This is a genomic window from Belliella filtrata, from assembly GCF_022549775.1.
In the GTDB taxonomy this organism is placed as follows: Bacteria; Bacteroidota; Bacteroidia; order Cytophagales; family Cyclobacteriaceae; genus Belliella; species Belliella filtrata.
In genome coordinates this window covers 66,198-82,456 of record NZ_JAKZGP010000015.1, presented here as the reverse complement: position 1 = coordinate 82,456, position 16,259 = coordinate 66,198, and the positions used below count along the sequence as shown (strand labels likewise).

Annotated in this window: 13 protein-coding genes; all 13 read right to left on the bottom strand. The window is 39.2% G+C overall.

What is annotated here, in order from left to right:
• Positions 1-540: 540 nt before the first annotated feature.
• Complete coding sequence (locus tag MM239_RS08190; RefSeq protein ID WP_241347713.1) at positions 541-774, bottom strand: hypothetical protein; 234 nt, start codon at positions 772-774, stop codon at positions 541-543.
• A gap of 451 nt (positions 775-1,225) precedes the next feature.
• On the bottom strand, positions 1,226-1,459 hold the full coding sequence (locus MM239_RS08185) for a hypothetical protein (RefSeq protein ID WP_241294237.1): 234 nt from the start codon (positions 1,457-1,459) through the stop codon (positions 1,226-1,228).
• A 255-nt stretch (positions 1,460-1,714) separates the two neighbouring features.
• A complete protein-coding gene (locus MM239_RS08180; protein ID WP_241347712.1) occupies positions 1,715-2,275 on the bottom strand; it encodes a LutC/YkgG family protein in 561 nt (186 codons plus the stop codon).
• Positions 2,272-3,630, bottom strand: a complete 1,359-nt coding sequence (locus MM239_RS08175) for a lactate utilization protein B (RefSeq protein ID WP_241347711.1) — start codon at positions 3,628-3,630, stop codon at positions 2,272-2,274. Before MM239_RS08175 ends, MM239_RS08180 begins: the two co-directional genes overlap by 4 nt.
• On the bottom strand, positions 3,627-4,382 hold the full coding sequence (locus MM239_RS08170; RefSeq protein ID WP_241347710.1) for a (Fe-S)-binding protein: 756 nt from the start codon (positions 4,380-4,382) through the stop codon (positions 3,627-3,629). Before MM239_RS08170 ends, MM239_RS08175 begins: the two co-directional genes overlap by 4 nt.
• A 23-nt stretch (positions 4,383-4,405) precedes the next feature.
• On the bottom strand, positions 4,406-5,767 hold the full coding sequence (locus MM239_RS08165) for an FGGY-family carbohydrate kinase (RefSeq protein WP_241347709.1): 1,362 nt from the start codon (positions 5,765-5,767) through the stop codon (positions 4,406-4,408).
• A complete protein-coding gene (locus MM239_RS08160; protein WP_241347708.1) occupies positions 5,767-7,044 on the bottom strand; it encodes a TIM barrel protein in 1,278 nt (425 codons plus the stop codon). Before MM239_RS08160 ends, MM239_RS08165 begins: the two co-directional genes overlap by 1 nt.
• A 107-nt stretch (positions 7,045-7,151) precedes the next feature.
• A complete protein-coding gene (locus tag MM239_RS08155; RefSeq protein ID WP_241347707.1) occupies positions 7,152-9,260 on the bottom strand; it encodes a bifunctional aldolase/short-chain dehydrogenase in 2,109 nt (702 codons plus the stop codon).
• Positions 9,261-9,479: 219 nt separating this feature from the next.
• Positions 9,480-10,373, bottom strand: a complete 894-nt coding sequence (locus tag MM239_RS08150; RefSeq protein WP_241347706.1) for an alpha/beta hydrolase — start codon at positions 10,371-10,373, stop codon at positions 9,480-9,482.
• On the bottom strand, positions 10,370-10,552 hold the full coding sequence (locus MM239_RS08145) for a hypothetical protein (RefSeq protein ID WP_241294251.1): 183 nt from the start codon (positions 10,550-10,552) through the stop codon (positions 10,370-10,372). The genes MM239_RS08150 and MM239_RS08145 overlap by 4 nt, the downstream gene beginning before the upstream one ends.
• An 8-nt stretch (positions 10,553-10,560) precedes the next feature.
• The gene (locus MM239_RS08140; protein WP_241347705.1) at positions 10,561-12,003 is read right to left on the bottom strand and encodes a purine-cytosine permease family protein; all 1,443 of its coding nucleotides are present in this window, start codon (positions 12,001-12,003) and stop codon (positions 10,561-10,563) included.
• A 78-nt stretch (positions 12,004-12,081) separates the two neighbouring features.
• Positions 12,082-13,131, bottom strand: a complete 1,050-nt coding sequence (locus tag MM239_RS08135; protein WP_241347704.1) for a GntR family transcriptional regulator — start codon at positions 13,129-13,131, stop codon at positions 12,082-12,084.
• 273 nt (positions 13,132-13,404) lie between these two features.
• Positions 13,405-16,185 (bottom strand): glycosyl hydrolase, encoded by a 2,781-nt coding sequence (locus MM239_RS08130; RefSeq protein ID WP_241347703.1) that lies wholly within the window; start codon positions 16,183-16,185, stop codon positions 13,405-13,407.
• Positions 16,186-16,259 lie beyond the last annotated feature (74 nt).

The window sequence follows — 16,259 nt, the reverse complement described above, 5'->3', positions numbered from 1 at the left end:
ACAGACTCAAAAAGTTCATTTTCAGATTTATAACAGTATCAGCCAAATGGATCAGGACGGGAAGGAAACATGTCCTCAAGCTCTTCACACAGAAAGATTACACACCATTATTGACTTAGATTCAATCACAAAAACATACAATACGTTGAAAATTAGAATAATACAATGGGATCGGTGTGTCCATACTGATAAAAACTAGGGTAAAATATCCAAATGACACAGACAATCCTTACCCTAAACCAAATTAAAAGTATCACTCAACCATAAAAAATCCTAGATTGACAAAAAAATGATTCTTTATGGCACTGTATTTATCCAAATCAAAACCAAATTAGAATCCTGCGGATTTTAGGGGTTTATTAAGTTTTTCTTTTAGCTTCAGCAGTGAAGGTTAAGCTAGATAAATTTTAAGTCAGGTAGAAAACTCGATTTGCAGTTAACTGAATGTCATACTTCCATTCTAAAAATCTGAAATCAAAAAAAAGACAGTTGATCACGGAGATCAACTGTCTTTCGAATTTAGGCTAAAATTCTTTATTATTATCTTCTGTTTGCAGAATCGAACATACCAATGTTAGAAAGATTCAAACCTAATCCAAAAGAATCTCTGTCTCCATCTCTAGACTCAGACTCACTTGATAGGTTCAATCCAATACCACCGATTAGGGTGTTTTGTGAAGCAGACTCGCCTCTATTACGTGAACCTAAAAGTCCACCTAGCAATCCACCATTTACTTCTCTTAATTCTTCGGAATTCATTTCTTGGAATTTCATAATAGTAATTTTTAGTTAGTTAGTATCCTACTCTGTTGAAGGTTTTCGGAGTTCCCTTTTTTATGCTAGCATGAAAACAATTACGAGGTATAACAAGTGTCTGGATTACCCTTCTTGAAAATTTTCTTGTTTTTTTGAAAAAAGTCAACGATTTACGGTTTTTAGCTATTTAGGGTTTTTTCAACTTATGTAATCTTGAAAATTTCGAACTAGACTTAAGCTCCTTTTATAGCTTATAAGGTCTTAGATTATTGTCCCTAGGTTAAGCTGAGAACTCTTGTCGGGTTTGTTCTGCTTGTTGGTAGAGGGTAGTTGTATTGAATATGCACTATTTGATGAAAAACCTAGCTTGTCTAAATATTACGGCATTGGGTGTAGAATCTAAAATAAAAAAAGACAGCTGATCTTGCTGATCAACTGTCTTTTATAATTAGGTTTATAACCCAATTGCTTATCTTCTGCTAGCAGAATCAAACAAACCAATGTTAGATAGGTTCAAACCTAATCCAAAAGAATCTCTGTCTCCATCTCTAGATTCAGATTCACTCATGATGTTAAGGCCGATTCCACCTATTAGAGTTGTTTGAGAAGCTGATTCACCTCTGTTTCGCGAACCCAAAAGTCCACCTAACAATCCACCATTTACTTCTCTTAATTCTTCGGAATTCATTTCTTGGAATTTCATAATAATTAAATTTAGTCAGTTAGTTTCCTACTCTATTTAAGGTTTTCGGATGTCCCCTTTTTATGCTAGCATGAAAACAATTACGAGGTAGCAACTGAAGGTGGATCATGTTAAAAGTAAATTATTTTAAATTTTTTATCGAAAAAATTCACTTTTGTTAATTTGTATCTGTTTTTTGGTATGTTTTTAATATATTAAATCTTTTTTACCAGAAGATTTTACAAAAAGTTTACCGGAATAAATAGACATCTGATTTCATATCAATATTACTTGTAGGCTTTTTGCGCCATGAGCTCCTATGACGAGTGATTGCTCAATGTCGGCTGTTTTGGAAGGACCTGCGACAAAAAGCCCAAAACCAGACTGCTGATCTCCTATAATTTCATAAGCCTCGTGCATGAAAGGAACAAGGGAGTTTTTGGGCAAGACAATAACCAAATGCTCCGTGATAAAAGGAAGTGCTCTAAGCCCCATGTTTTCGTCAGTTAACCAAATGGCTCCATTTTCAGCTACCCCAAGCTGCCCTTGAATGATAGCCAGCTGCAAGTTGTCCAATTCATGTGGGTTACTGGGCAGCGTTCGTGAATTATAAGCATCAAATCCAGCAGAGAGAGCAATGATCTCAGTGATTCCATTAGAAGTAATAAAATTATCTAATTGAGTTTGACTGATCACTGCGCCTTTATTATTTGAGATGGCAATCGAAAAATTATCTGTCAAGTTTCCCGAAAATTCAAACCGAGGGATCTCTGGTAACTCCGTTGCTTCTAAAGGAATTTCTTTGATGCTCGCTATTATAGATGCTTTACTACTCATGCCTTGTTTTTCTTATACCAGTTTTTGAATGTTGCTTGGGGTACTTCAGGAAGTTCTCTTTGTTTTCCCCAAGTATTGAGTCCAGAATATGTAATGCTACTTGGGAGTATTTTTAAGGCACCTCTAAGCAATGCCCCACTCATTTGATATGCAAATGGCACAGAAAAAACACCATTTGCAATTTGCATGGACAATTTTTTCACGTTTAAGCCTTGATTTTTGGCAATCTCTTGTCGCCACTCATAAAGCTGCTCATGAATATTGATCTTCACTGGGCAGACGTCTGAGCATGAACCACAAAGGGTAGAAGCAAAGGGCAAAGTGCTGTGTTTTTTGATGTCAAGACCAGGGGAAAGAATCGATCCTATAGGACCAGGTACAACTGAGCCATAGCTATATCCACCACTCCTTCTGTAGATTGGACAAGTATTCATACAAGCACCACAGCGTATACATTTCAGGGAGTTCTTGAATTTTTCTCTTGCCAATTGCTTTGTACGACCATTATCTACCAATACGACATGAAGCTCTTTGCCAGGACTTGGTGAGCGAAAATGCGAATTGTAATTGGTGATCGGCTGACCTGTAGCTGACCGAGCCAAAAGTCTGAGGAAAACACCTAAGTCCTTTCTTCGTGGAATAATTTTTTCAATTCCCATACAGGCAATATGTACATCAGCCAAATGTACTCCCATGTCAGCATTGCCTTCGTTGGTGCAAACAACAAACTCACCAGTTTCGGCCACTGCGAAATTTACTCCTGTGATAGCAACCTTAGCTGCCAGAAACTTCTCCCTTAAATGTGTTCTTGCAGCGTGAGTTAAGTACTCCGGGTCTTCATTTCCTTTTTGAGTTTGTAGTTTTTCGTGGAAAAGATCAGAAATTTCTCCTTTCTTTAGGTGAATTGCTGGAAGTACGATGTGACTTGGTGGCTGATGCAGAAGCTGTACAATGCGCTCTCCCAAATCAGTGTCTACCACATCTACACCATGTTTTTCCAAAAATGGATTAAGGTGACATTCTTCTGTTAATATTGACTTGCTTTTGACTATTGCTTTACATTTATGTTTTTGGAGGATACTTAAGACGATTTGATTGTGTTCTTCTGCATCTTTTGCCCAGTGTACATGGATGTGATTGGCTTTGGCTTTTTCTTCAAAAGCCAACAAGTATTTGTCTAAGTTAGCAAGTACATTGTCTTTGATTTGCGAAGCTGTACCCCGAAGTTTTTCCCACTCAGGGATACCCTTGCTGCTGTTGTCTCTTTTGTCTCTGACAAACCATAAGGTCTCATCATGCCATTTGGCCTTGTCAGGATCTTTCAAAAATTCAGAAGCTTTGGCAGGGTGACTCATTGGATGGCTTGGTTTAAAATTTCTGCAATATGCATGAATTTCAGAGGGTTTTTGTTTCTTCTAGCTATCCCTTCGAGGTGCATGATACAAGACATGTCACCTCCGGTAAGTATTTCTACGCCACTTGTGAGGTGATCTTCCAATCTATCTTTGCCCATTTGAACAGAAAGGGCTTCTTCTGTGACAGCGAAGGTGCCACCAAAACCACAGCATTCATCTTGCCTTCGAAGCGCTATCCATTCCAACCCTTGGATATGGTCTAGAAGGGATTTTGCTTTGCTAAAGTAGGGTTCATTACGTTCCGAACAGCTTCCTAACCTTAGACCTCTGTGGCCATGGCAAGATGCATGAAATCCGACTTTATGAGGAAAGTGACCTTGTAGCATTTTGATTTGCAAAATGTCGGTGATAAACTCAGTGAGTTCAAAGATTTTTTTCTTGATGGCTTGTTGTTCTTTCCCTTTTCCTGGAATCTCTGGAGTGTGTTCTTTTATATGGAGTACGCAGCTTCCAGAAGGAGCGACGATATAATCATAACTTTCAAAGGTTTTTAGAAAATGCTTTGTGGTATCCATAGTGTCATGCTCATAACCAGCATTAGCCATGGGCTGCCCACAACATGTCTGCTCGATTGGATAGCTTACTTCACAACCCAGTTTTTCCAATAATTCTAAAGTAGCAATGCCTACTTTGGGATAAAACTGATCCACATAACATGGTATAAAGAGCGCTATTTTTTTTCTGGTAGACATATTACAATCTAATTGATAAATTTTTAGTATCTCTGATTTGATGAAGCAACTTTGAGTAGCTTGACTTCCACTTTGTTGACTAACAAAGCTGCACCCAATGCGGTCCCCAAAGCAAAATTTGAGGTTTCGATACTGATATAGGGCAACTTAATTCGAAGCATTTCTACAAATATTTCATTGGCATTGAATCCACCATCAATATAGAGCTTTTTTACAGGAAACTGATCGAGGACTAGTTTCAGAGATGCTACTTGCAAATCAGTAAGCTCATCTAGAAAGCAATAATACGCCGATTCAAAATTTTCAAATTGAGAGAAATCGTTTGATTTTGCCTGACTCAATCCAAAGACTTCGGGATTCAAGTATTGAAAATGGTATTTTTTGGTCTTGTTTTCATTCGAATCCTTAAGATACTTCGAATCAAACTTCAATGCTTTGTAATAACCTTTTTCCAGCTTGAAATGCTCATAAAGTTTTTCAATTTGGTACTTATGCTCTTCCCCTATATAAAGCCTACTGATCTTGATGGGCTGCCCATGAATTCCGATAAAGTGAAGGCAATCTCTTTCTAACTCTTCCAGATTCAATGGAAGTGTATTGAAAGGATTGATACTGATCGCCCATGTGCCAGTGGAAAGCAAAGCAAATGGCTCATCATTTTTGATCAAATATGGAACTAGGGCAGATGATGAGTCATGTACACCCACACCAACGGACATGGATTGTTTTCTGAAAGAAATGGGGTAAGTCTCGGAAGTACTTACTGCGCGGGGCAAAAGCTTGATCAAATCTTCTTTTTCTAACCAATCATGATAACTATCTTTCGCAAAATCCCACATTCCAGTATGGCAACCAATGCTGGTATAGTCTGAGACCATTTTTCCTGTAAATAGGTAACTCAAGTATTGAGGCAGATGTAAAGTATTGTGGATTTTCTTGAAGATCTCAGGTTTGGAATACTTTAACCAAAAAAGCTGTAGTCCAGCGTTGACCATTCCGAGAGCAGGTGAGGAGGTTTCTATACAAAACTGATTTTTCCCGCCGAATTTTGAATAAAATTTCTCCAAAAGTTCAATTGGATAGGATTTAGTATAATTATAAAGTGGTGTCACAGGGAACCCCTCTCGATCCAAATGTACCAAAGATGCACCGTAAGTAGTGAAGTTAAGTTTTCTGATATTAAAATCAGGCAGTTCCATGGCTGTAGCCAAGGTCTCTTTGATCCAAGCTGTAAGTTCCTTGATCGATTCACAGGGATCACCGTCCTCATCGGTCGTGTATTCAAGTCGATGATAGACTTTGTATACCTCTCTGAACTCACTATCAAAAAGGAAGAATTTCTTATTGGTTTTTCCAATATCAAATATGGCTGTTACAGGTATCATTACAGTCCGCTTGCTTTACTTGATGTGCCTCTTTCTTTGATCAATTGGTTTCTAACACCTATTTGCCTGTAGGCATTTAGTGGGGCAATAGCCCCGCCAGAGCGTCTTGCAGCTTCTGCTATTAATGGTCTCAGGTCTGTTCGATAAGCATCTTGGAGTATTTCTTGAGCTTTGGCTGTATCATGATTGTTTTGGGCTTCCTCTAGAGCCTTCTGATCGATAATCAAAGCTTGGGCAAAAGCAAGCTTGATGGCTTCTACGGATTGTAGCAAGTCTTCTAAAGGATCTTTGATATTGTGACTTGCATCTATCATCCATGATAGTGGGGGATTATTGGTTTCAGAGAAGCCTTGTACCAATTCATGGAAAATCAAGAAAAGTTGATAAGGTTTGACACTACCGACTGTAAGATCGTCATCACCGTATTTGGAGTCGTTGAAATGAAATCCTCCCAGTTTTTCTTCTGACATTAAAGTAGTCACAATCTGCTCGATATTGGTATTTGGAAGGTGATGTCCTAGGTCCACAAGGGTATATGCCTTTGGTCCTAGTTTATTTGCAAGGAGAAATGAAGTTCCCCAATCTTGTATTACCGTACTGTAGAAGTTAGGTTCATAGGGCTTATATTCTACCAGTATTTTCCAATCTTCTGGAAGTGCTTTGTATATCTCGGATAGAGATTCATGGGTATTTTGGAGAGCTTTCCTGATACTGTATTGTCCAGGGAAACTAGATCCATCAGCTAGCCATACAGTCAAAGCTTTTGAACCAAGTTTTTCACCTATATTGATTACTTCCTTATTGTGCGCTATAGCAAGCTCTCGAACAGCTTGATCAGTGTTTGCTAGTGAACCATATTTATAAGATTCTTTTTGTCCGACTTGGTCTTGGAAGGTATTTGAGTTGACAGCATCAAACTGAATACTCAAGCTCTTGGCAAGTTGTCTGATCGCTTCATAGTCTTGTGGAATATCCCATGGAATATGAAGGGAAACAGCATTACTTGATTTGTTTAGTGCATGTATCAATCCGATGTCTTCGATCTTTTGGATGATATTAGAAGGCTCACCAGCTCCAGAAAATCTACCAAATCGTGTACCTCCAGCACCTAATGCCCATGAGGGTATTGCAATCTGTAGTTCTTGTAGTTTTTCGATGATAAGGTTAGTGTCTATTCCTTTTTTGGCAAGTCTTTGGGACAAAAAGTCAAGAGATTCCAAGTGATCTTTTTCTAAAGTTTCATTGGCTTCTTCTATATGGCTAGCGGTTATTTTCATTTTTTGAAATGCTTTGATAAATAAAAACCTTTCAGGTTTTAGGCTAAAGTAGTATCTAATTTAGGAAAAACCTGAAAGGAATTAAGGTGTTAATAGGTTTGTGCAAATTATCTTACAAAAGCTGCCGCTACTCCGCCATCTACATTGAGGATGTTGCCTGTACTTTTGGAAAGTACTCCACCTACAAAGGCAAATACTCCATTAGCGATATCCTCAGTGCTGATGATTTCGTTCAGCAAGGTTCTTTTAGCATAGTGTGCTGGTAGTTCTTCTACCTTGATACCGTAAGCTTTGGCTCTTCCTTCTGCCCATTTTCCTTCCCAAATCTTAGATCCTTCGATTACAGCATCAGGATTGACCACATTTACTCGAATCTTATCTGGACCAAGTTCGGCTGCAAGAAGTCTCGACATGTGAACTTGTGCTGCTTTGGCAGTACCATAGCCTACATTGTTTGGCCCAGAGACCAGTGCGTTTTTAGAAGCAATGTTTATAATGTCACCACCAAGTCCTTGTGCTCTCAATATTTTCACACCTTCTTGACTTACTTTGAATTGACCTTTGACAAGTACATCATGAAGCAAATCCCAATCTGCCTCGGATGTTTCGTTCAACGGCTTGCTGATGGCAAGACCTGCGCAATTTACCACGATATCTACTCCACCGAATGCCAGGTTTGCAGCCTTGAATGCAGATATGATAGTATCATTGTCCAGTACATTGAGCGTGCTATGGATCGCAGTGTCTTTTCCGAAGTCTTTGACAGCTTCTTCCAGTCTGCCTTGATCGATGTCAGTCAATATCACACAAGCACCTTCTTTTGCTAGTTTGTCTGCAATGGCTTTTCCTATACCTCCAGCACTTCCAGTGATCAATGCAACTTTTCTGGACAAGGGTTGCTCTTTGGGCATTCTTTGAAGCTTAGCTTCTTCAAGTAGCCAATACTCTATGTCAAAAGCTTCTTGTAATGGTAGGGATACATAAGATGATACTGCTTCGGCACCACGCATCACATTGATAGCGTTGATGTAAAATTCACTGGCTACACGAGATGTCTGCTTATTTTTGGCGTAAGAGAAAAGTCCAACACCGGGCCATAGGATGATCACAGGGTTGGGATCACGCATGGCAGGACTGTTTGACCTTTTGTGCTTTTCATAATAATCTTTGTATCCCTCTCTGTAAGTTTCGAATAGCTTACTGATGTGATCTTTGATAGCTTGAAGATCACTCAAATCTTGATCAGCTGGAATATCCAATACTAAGGGTGCAATTTTTGTCCTTAGGAAATGGTCTGGACAGGAAGTGCCTAATGGAGCCAGTTTACTTAAGTCATTAGAATTGATAAATTGCAATACGACTTCAGAATCGTTGAATGTGCCGACCATTCTGTCATAACTTGATGCCAAGCCTCTTAATAGCGGTGAGATGATCGCTGCCTGATCTTTTCTTTGTTCAGGAGAAAGGGAATCGATTTTTTGCCCTCCAAACACTGGTCTGGTTTTGCCATAGTTATCTTCCAAATATTGAGAAGCTTTCTCTATGACTTCGAGGCTATTGATGTAGCATTCGTATGCAGTGTCTCCCCAGGTGAATAGACCATGTCCTCCTAGCATTATACCTCTGATACCAGGATTTTCGTCCAAAGCCTTTTTCAGCTGTAGCCCAAGGTCAAATCCAGGTCTTTGCCAAGGAATCCAGGCAATCTGGCCATCAAAAAGCTCTTGAGTGATTTTTTCTCCATCTTTGGAAGCAGCTATTGCAATGGCTGCATCTGGATGAAGGTGATCGATATGCTTGAATGGTAAAAAAGCATGTAGCGGTGTGTCAATGGATGGAGCTTTGGAGTCCAAGTCATAGATACAATGATTGAAAAGTCCCACCATTTCATCTTCAAACTCAATTCCTTTATAGATACCTTCTAAAGCGCGTAATTTGTCAACATAAAGACCAGCAAGTCCGGATTTAGTCAAGGTTCCAATATCTCCACCAGAGCCTTTTACCCACATGACTTCAACCTCTTTTCCTGAAAGAGGGTCTTTTTCATATGTTTTACAGCTGGTGTTCCCACCTCCATAGTTGGTGATCCTAAGATCAGCACCAAGTATATTTGATCGGTATATCAAAAGGGCTACTTCATCATCACCCAAAGAATTTGCTTTTTGTTCGTCCCAGAGAAATGAGACATGTTTAAATTGTTTTTCCAAAATAGACATGGTAAACTAGGTTTAAGTTACAAGTGGAAATTTATCCTTATTAATGCATTTTACTATCCTGTTCTGTACTGTAAAAGACGTTTATCTATGATGATGTTCTGTTTAATATGTTGTCTTTAAATCACTTGCATTGTCTTGGTTAAAAACAATACTTTCATAAAAATTACTTGAAGCTGAACAAGCATCTTTGCTTTTACCTATTTGTGTTCTAAGAAGCTACTATTTTAGTATTTGATCAAGCCATACTAGACTTAAATCAATCCATTGGGAAGCAGTGCCATGTTGCTCAATGTTTCCTCTACCGTATCCATGTCCACCTTTTTCAAATAGGTGGAGGGTGACTGGTATATCATAAGCATTTAATGCTTTGGCATAGCGAATGGAGTTTTCTACTGGTACAACTTTATCATCCCAACTGTGCACCAAAAAAGCTGGGGGTGTATGCTGATCTACCTGTAATTCATTACTATGAAAAAACTCCCATTCAGTACCGACCATTTCTCTTAGAAGGTTTCTTCTGGATCCAGCATGTGTGATACTGCTATCCATACTGATGACAGGGTATATCAAAAGGCTGAAATCTGGTCTGCTACCATCATCATCGGTACCATGCACACTTAATGAAGAGGCTAAATGACCTCCAGCTGAAAATCCCAAAACACCAACTTTGGTAGGGTCAATGCTCCAATCTTCTGAATGATTCCGGATAACTTTGATGGCTTGCTTAGCATCAGCCAAAGGAACTTCCCAAGCGGAATTTACAAACTCAGGTTCAGGTAGTCTGTATTTAAGTACTGCTGCAATGTAACCATTGTCTGCATAGAATTTGGCGATTTCATGTCCTTCATGATTGATTGCCAGATTGCTGTACCCACCACCTGGGCAGATGAGAATACTTCTAAGGTTAGTTTTATTTTTTTTGGGAAAATATATGGTTAGATCAGGATTAGCTATAACTTGAACATTACCCCTTTCATTAACCTGATCATTCCTGATAGATTTTTTGGTATATGGAGCTTCTTTATCCCATAAGGGAGTATTTTCTACTCGCTGTGAGTAGACATTGAAACAAAACACAAAAAATATAAGAGTGATGAATAGCAATTCCCTCATACAGATTCTTGTTCTTTTTTATTGAGCCACAAAGGAGCTGAAATAAACCAGACAACTGTTCCGATGAGCATCAGTGTTTTAGATGTAGAAGGATCGATTTGATTTGTGAATACCAAGAAAGGAGGAACGATTGTGGTAATCAATCCAAGGATGGAAGTAATAATGATGAGTCGTTTCATGATTTGAATCAGTGGTTTAAGATGGGTTCTGATGTTAAGTTTACTTTTTGAGTTTTGAATACTATGGGTTTTTGAAACAACTTGCTAAAAATCAAATAAGCAATAACAGCCACAAACCATCCAGGCAAGCCCAAGAAGAAGATTTCAACATCAGCAAACAAATTGAGGGCAAGGCAAAATCCTAAGGTTAGGATCCAAGTGAAGGCAACAGCTGGATTTAGTTTTTTACCAGATTCAAGCGCATAGTTTCTTACAAGTCCCCAACGCTCCATAAAGTACACATCTATAAAGATGACAGCTCCTAAAGGCATCAAAATCAAGCCATACAATGCTACAAACTCCAAGAGCCTCATGACCAATGCAGGGAAACAAGCTGCGATAGTTGTGAAGAGTCCTACAAAGAGTGTGACTTTCCAGGTTTTCCAATTTGGATTGATGGATTGGATAGCAAGTCCTGCTCGATACAGTGTAGGGTTGGCAGTGGTCCAGCCTGCGATCACGACACACACTGCACCAGCTATACCCGCTGCTTCATAAGCAATAGGGCCGGGAGCAAATGTCAAGCTATTGTTTGACTCCAAGAGAAATAGTGAGTAAAGAATACCAGACGCTATCCATGCTATGTAATGACCCAGAAAGACTCCTGAGGCTGTTGAAAATCCTGCAGTCCATTTTTTTGCATACCTAAGGATAGACATGTCAGCCATGCCAATATGCATGGCCATATTGCAGAACCATGCGAAGAAAGTAATGTGCCAGAAAGTGAATTGACTTTGTCCCTCTAGCGGCACACCTGTCCAGATTGTGTTTTTGGCTACAGGCCAAAAGTCTGCTAGAGAATTGATGCCAAGCCTAGGTAATACACCCACTGCCGCAGCAATGAAGACCATGATCATCCAAGGTGCAGCAATATTGGCAAACTTTGAAACTTGTTCAAAGCCAAACATGGCGACCACTGTAGTGATCGCACCAATAGCAAATACTGTCAATATCCATCCAAGTGAGTTGGGTAGGATATCAGTAAGCGTTGGCATTTCTAAGTTGAATGGAATACCTACCGCAGTGGCTGATACGGCAATCATCGCACCTGCCAGGAAACAAAATAACCCTGCATTCACCAGGTTGTAAATCAAAGTAAACTTTGATCCTGCAATTTGCTCAAGTTGATAATAAAGCGTGAGTCGTGTTTTGGCGGCAATTTTACCAGTAAAAAATGCCCAACTCAACACGGCCAATACATTACCGATTAGTAATCCTGTGACTAAGTCTATGGCAGAGGCACCATGCGCTACGAAAAGTGGTCCAAGTACAAACTCGGTACCTGCGGTGTGTTCTCCGGCATAAGTACCTATAAATTTTTTCCAACTTTTAAGTTTGCTTTCAGGAATGGGTTGACGCTCATATTCATTGATAGCATTCAATTTTGCTACCAGACTTGTGCTTTTATTCATGATGTATTTTGGGTTAAAAAGAAAGCACAAACTATCATGAATAACTCTGATAACTGTCCTGTACTTTACTGTGAATGATCAAATCGAGCCACGATCGATGAAGTTGAACACATTTTTGACCACTTCATGTTTGTGTTTTTTGATCATGTAGGCGGCAGTTTCACCCATGACTTTGAAGTTGGTAGACATCACAGTGATGCCGAGAAGTTCCTTGAGTGGGGTGTCATTGTAAGAGATCACACCAATGTCTTCTCCCATTTGGAACTTTTGATCTCTGATTTGCTTGATTAGGCTTACGAGATCATTTTCTTCTATGGTAATGTATGCATCATTGACTTCTAGCTCCATTTCAGGATAGATAGTTGGGATGATTTCAAAATCAAAATTGTGGTTTGCACAGAATTTTTGAAATCCACACTTGATCTCTGAAGGGTAGGGGTAAAGCACTTTTTCAGGATAGACTAGTACAAGTTTGTCATATTTTTTCAACCTAGCGATTCCCTCTTTGAGAGCTTTATAAATATCACCTTTGAAATCTTGATAGATAGAAGCTACTTCTTCACCAAGTTCTGGAATCACATTATCCATGATGACGAGTTTTTCAGAAGGAATTCTTTGTAATGCTTCTGTGACTTGATCATTGATATTGAGGTGTCTGAGCTTGTCATCTTTGAAGTGAGGCATGACTACATAGTAATCATACGCTCCCATGTTTTCTTCCAAGATACTAAGCATAATCTTGGCATCACAGTGATAGAGATGAAGGTCTACTTTGGCAGTCGTACCGAGGCTTTCCAAAAAAGAATTGTAGATGCGAAGCTTGTAATTGCTTAGCTTATTGAGTAGAAATAGTACTTTCAATTTTGATTGGGATACGTTTCGTGCAACATAGTAGCCTTTGCCTTTGACAGAGAGAATGATTTTCTGTTTCTTAAGTTGATTATAGGCTTTCTCTACCGTATCTCTGGATAGGTAAAATTTTTCACTGACTTCATTGATCGAAGGTATTTTTTCTCCCACAGTGAGGTAGCCTCTTTCGATATTTTCGATAAGGCACTGTACAAGTTGCTGGTACTTTGGGATTCTGGAATCATTCTCGATTCGGATGATATTATCAAAAGAGATCATGTTGGGTTTATTACATGGTGTTGTGCAATCGATTGTAATTTATGTTAAAAAATCCTCAATAGAAAGAATTTGATCAATCAAAAGTGGTGTTTTAATGCTGTATTTGCTTATTAAATTCTATTGGAATTCATCAAGCGGAATTATATTTTGATTTATGCATATTTTCAAACTTATGCGTGGCAATTCAGTAAATACATTAAGGATTGACAGAGATTTTGCCCTGTTTGACTGTCCTGTGCTTTCCTGTGTGAGTTTGAAGGAATAAAATTGAATTTATTTCAAATACTCGCTAATCATCAACTTGCCCGAAAGTCCAGATGGCATGGTTTGCCAGTCAGAAGCATCGAAGGGCTTATAATCAATGTTTACAAAATTGATTTCATGGTAATTTCTCCAACTTATGTTGTTTTGGTCTAAATGCCTGATTCGATTAGCCATAAGATTCACGACTTCAATTTTGATCTCATTCTGGCCATGCTTGAGGAATTTGGTGATATCTAATACATACGGAAGACTCCATACTTGCCCTGCATATTGCCCATTGAGCCAAACTTTGGCACTTTCATGGATTTGAGAAAAGTTGAGGGTATAAGCTTTGGATTGATCTAGGTCAAAATCAAAGGTACTGGTATAGGTGGCTTTACCTGAATAGTCGTCGGCCTCCGCGTCCCCTTGATTTGTCCATGTGCTCAACTTTTTATGTTTTTGATCTTTTGGGATATTTGGTCCACCATCACTGCCAAAAGTGATCTTCCAGTCTGCAATAACTTCAGTAATGGTACTCGGGCTATCAAAATATGTCCAAAGAGGAATTTCTTCACTTGCCTGATCAACTGTCCTAACTATTAAAGATTCCCCAGGTTCCATATGCAAATGGACGCTTAGGTAATTCCCCTTGGTTTTTGACTTCCCAACTCCAATTTTGCCATCCATTGGATTCATGATCACAGCTGACTTGGCATTAGTCAAAAAGTCAACAGCTTGACTTACTTTTTTGGAATTATGATTGACGATGAAGTAATACTTATCCTTTCCAATCTTTCTTTTGATAAACTTCAATCCTGATCTGCTTATCCTTTCTGGGAGAATTTCTTCGGCAGCTAGGGCAGGGGCAAAACTTTCAGAAAGAATCAGCTTGCCTTTTCCCCAATTCACTTGAGCCTTTTTGTCAAGGCCAGTTTTCTTCCACAAGTTTGAAAAGATTTCTCTATTTTTTTCGATTTCATGATTACCTGGTATGTCATTTGGCTTTGCCTGAAAAATGATTTTGGCACCATTATGAGCCAATTCAAGAATACTTTCAAAAGTTGCCACTGGCATGAAATCAACCTTGGGAATAAGTAGTGCTTTGGTGGAATTTGCATTGGGATGTGGCTTGATGTGGCCTTTTTCCACTTCAGCCGAGCCTATCATTTTGTCTGAAATAAAATCTACTGAATACCCTGATTCCATAAGTTTTTTGGATTGCTTGTAAAATTCAGTAGGATGAAGCCATTCATTTACGTGGTGCACGGTGATCAATTCCATGGTCCCTTTGGGATTAGCCCAAACATCATATATCGGCCAATAAACCAAAAGCTCATTGTCTGCCTGTCCGGCTTGCAGCACTGACTGTGTTCTGGTGATGTACTCGTTGAATGCGGGAAGATGATCCCACAAGCTGTTGTGCTGTGTGAGGTTGAGGGAGGCATAAAACACCCAACCAGGGAAAGGTACATCTTGAGGACTGTAAGTTATTCCATGATAGAATACATGGTTGACTCCAGCCAAAAAAGTCTGATCTAACTCTGGTTTCATTTGAGAAAATGAAGACTTGAAGTGCTCCCCGAGCCAAGTGAAAGTTTCGCACGATACCAGGTTTTTCCCTGTAAGATGAGCCGCTGATGAAGCGAATTTCAGCATGATGGGATCTGGATCTACATTTCTGATGTCAGCACTGTCTCTTCGCAAGCCTGCAATGGGGAAGAAACTTGACCCGAAAGTCTCGCATTCTGGGATATCCACAGCTCCGTAGATGTCAAGCAGATTTCCAGGTGATCCATGAGCCTGGTTTTTGGTTTTTTTGCCTTTTGATTTTGCCCATTCACTCCAGTTTTCTGTGAAATTTTCAATCAAAAGCTCACTTAAAGTTTCTCTATAGTCTGATTTGACTCTAATCGATGCATCATCGCCATTATCAGAAATCAACTCAGGAAGCGTAAACTTCAAATCGTATCCTCTTCTTTCTTCAAATTCATCTAAAAAGTCCGCTGAGAAATCAGCACCATAAACTTCAAAGCTGTCATTGTAAAAAGCCCTGATATCGGGATAGTTAAGATCAAAAGCTTTATCAAATGATTCGATATAATTATTGACAGCTGTGCGGGAAAAATGATCTAAGATAAAGCCTTCACCCCCTGGTGCAGCTCGTTTTACTTTTTGTCCTGTTTTGGAAATGTACAATGCTTGAACCTGAAGTAGGTCTGCTGGAATATTGCTTAACTTAAAGTCCTCAAGAAGCTCATAGATTTCTCTTCTTTCGCCATTTCTGAAGATACCAATCAAATGAACTAAGATGCCGTCTGGGTCATTTTCGTTGCGTTTTTTTTGTTTGATTTCTAATGTTTTTTGTCCTTTTTCGATGATATATTCCTGAATGATCATTTTAGAAGCGGCATGTTCCATCTTGACTTGAGGACCACCAAATGGCCAGCCTGTACCCAAGGTCAAGTCTATACCCATGTCTAAGCGATGTGCTTGTGATACAGTATGATTCAGTGCTGCTATCCATGGCTTAGATAAAAAGTCCAAGTACCTATCTTCATATCCCTTTGCTCCGTATATCGGTGCTATCTCTAGACCACCGATTCCTACTCTTGCATATTCTTCTAATAAAAAATCAGTGTTTTGCTCATCCACAGCACTTCCCATCCACCACCACCTAGCCCATGGCTTGTGTTCTTTGCTGACTTCAGGCCATTGAGATGCTGGAATATTATACGATTCTACATTTGGGTCCAAGCCATATTGATCCGATGTATCACATGCTAAAATCAATGTGATTGACAGGGACAAAAGAAAAAACTTGAAAAGGGAAAGGTGATGGGGGTTCATTGTTAGTCGACTTGGGTTTTGATACACTTGGAGAG

Excerpts from the sequence above, each read along its gene's own strand:
- MM239_RS08190 (WP_241347713.1), bottom strand. The coding sequence starts at position 774 with ATGAAATTCCAAGAAATGAATTCCGAAGAATTAAGAGAAGTAAATGGT.
- MM239_RS08185 (WP_241294237.1), bottom strand. The coding sequence starts at position 1,459 with ATGAAATTCCAAGAAATGAATTCCGAAGAATTAAGAGAAGTAAATGGT.
- MM239_RS08180 (WP_241347712.1), bottom strand. The coding sequence starts at position 2,275 with ATGAGTAGTAAAGCATCTATAATAGCGAGCATCAAAGAAATTCCTTTA.
- MM239_RS08175 (WP_241347711.1), bottom strand. The coding sequence starts at position 3,630 with ATGAGTCACCCTGCCAAAGCTTCTGAATTTTTGAAAGATCCTGACAAG.
- MM239_RS08170 (WP_241347710.1), bottom strand. The coding sequence starts at position 4,382 with ATGTCTACCAGAAAAAAAATAGCGCTCTTTATACCATGTTATGTGGAT.
- MM239_RS08165 (WP_241347709.1), bottom strand. The coding sequence starts at position 5,767 with ATGATACCTGTAACAGCCATATTTGATATTGGAAAAACCAATAAGAAA.
- MM239_RS08160 (WP_241347708.1), bottom strand. The coding sequence starts at position 7,044 with ATGAAAATAACCGCTAGCCATATAGAAGAAGCCAATGAAACTTTAGAA.
- MM239_RS08155 (WP_241347707.1), bottom strand. The coding sequence starts at position 9,260 with ATGTCTATTTTGGAAAAACAATTTAAACATGTCTCATTTCTCTGGGAC.
- MM239_RS08150 (WP_241347706.1), bottom strand. The coding sequence starts at position 10,373 with ATGAGGGAATTGCTATTCATCACTCTTATATTTTTTGTGTTTTGTTTC.
- MM239_RS08145 (WP_241294251.1), bottom strand. The coding sequence starts at position 10,552 with ATGAAACGACTCATCATTATTACTTCCATCCTTGGATTGATTACCACA.
- MM239_RS08140 (WP_241347705.1), bottom strand. The coding sequence starts at position 12,003 with ATGAATAAAAGCACAAGTCTGGTAGCAAAATTGAATGCTATCAATGAA.
- MM239_RS08135 (WP_241347704.1), bottom strand. The coding sequence starts at position 13,131 with ATGATCTCTTTTGATAATATCATCCGAATCGAGAATGATTCCAGAATC.